The following is a 1,190-nucleotide window of genomic DNA, read 5'->3' as shown; positions in this document are numbered from 1 at the left end:
GTCGCGCCACCAGGACAGGATTTTTTCGCCGCCTTCGATCGGCGGCGCGCTGTCGGGGCGAAAGCCCGTCCAGTCGGCCACCCAGTCCGGCGCATCGCGCAGGAACGATGCTGTGCCGAAGGCGTCGGGCAGCACGATCAGCAGATTGCCGCCATAGTAGCGCTGCCAGTCCTGCAGCACCTTGTAAGGCGACTGTCTCAGCTCTTTTTCCGAGTCGGCAAGCGCGGCAAACACCATCGGCAGCTCATGTGCGTTGGTGCCGAGCGCTTCGAGGTCGTTGTCCATGGCCAAAAGCACGTTGGAGGTGCCGGTGAACGCCTCGCCGATGCCTTCCTTCAACGCCTCGACACACCAGCGCTGCCATAGGAAGGAATGGCGCCGGCGCGTGCCGAAATCCGAGATGCGGATGCCGGGCAGCGCCTTCAGCCGCTCGGTCTTGGCCCACATCTTGGATTTGGCGCGGGCATAGAGCACGTCGAGCGCGAAAGGCCCGAACGCCCGCATCGCCGCGCGAGATCGGAGTTCATTGATGATGGCGAGCGCCGGGATTTCCCACAGCGTGGTGTACATCCACGGCCCGCTGAAGGTCAGTTCATACTGCCCGTCGCACTTCGACAGCTCGTATTCGGGCAGCCGGAAGCCTTCCAGCCAGGCGAGGAATTCCGGTTCGAAGATCTGCTTGCGGCCGTAGAAATTGTTACCGCCGAGCCAGATCATCTCCTTCTTGGAGAAGCGCAAGGTGCGGGCATGGTCGAGTTGTTCGCGCAATTCGCCCTCGTCGATCTCGTCGGCAAGGCGCACCGAGGTCGTGCGGTTGATCAGCGAGAAGGTTGCGTCGACCTTGGGATACATGCCCCAGATCATCTGCAGCATCAAAAGCTTGTAGAAATCCGTGTCGAGCAAGCTGCGCACGATCGGGTCGAGCTTCCAGGTGTGGTTGTAGACGCGCCGCGCAATATCGGTCTTAGCCATGTTTCAACACCGCCTTCGCTGCCTGCCATCCACAATTGCGACAGGCCTCATAGCATCGAATCGGCCGCAACGCTGCCCGCTTTCAGGCTGGCCCGACAAAAAGAGCTGCCTGCATGCGGCGGCGCGCAGCCCGGCATCAGCTTGCGGATTTGCCGCCCATCACCCTGAGCGCCGGACGCTTGCGGCGGCTGACGATGCGGCCGGCCACAGGGGCGTCG

1 protein-coding gene is annotated in these 1,190 nt (G+C 62.7%); it reads right to left on the bottom strand.

Annotation, left to right across the window (positions count from 1 at the left end; all coding sequences use genetic code 11):
- Window positions 1-972, bottom strand: a 972-nt coding sequence (locus tag ENZ74_RS32335) for a nicotinate phosphoribosyltransferase (RefSeq protein WP_127313311.1), incomplete at its 3' end; no start/stop codon positions are given.
- Between the last annotated feature and the right edge of the window lie 218 nt (window positions 973-1,190).

This window comes from Mesorhizobium sp. M7A.F.Ca.CA.002.15.2.1 (genome assembly GCF_003998715.1).
GTDB lineage: Bacteria > Pseudomonadota > Alphaproteobacteria > Rhizobiales > Rhizobiaceae > Mesorhizobium > Mesorhizobium ciceri.
Note: the sequence above shows the minus strand (reverse complement) of the source record. Positions and strands in the feature narration are given on the sequence as shown.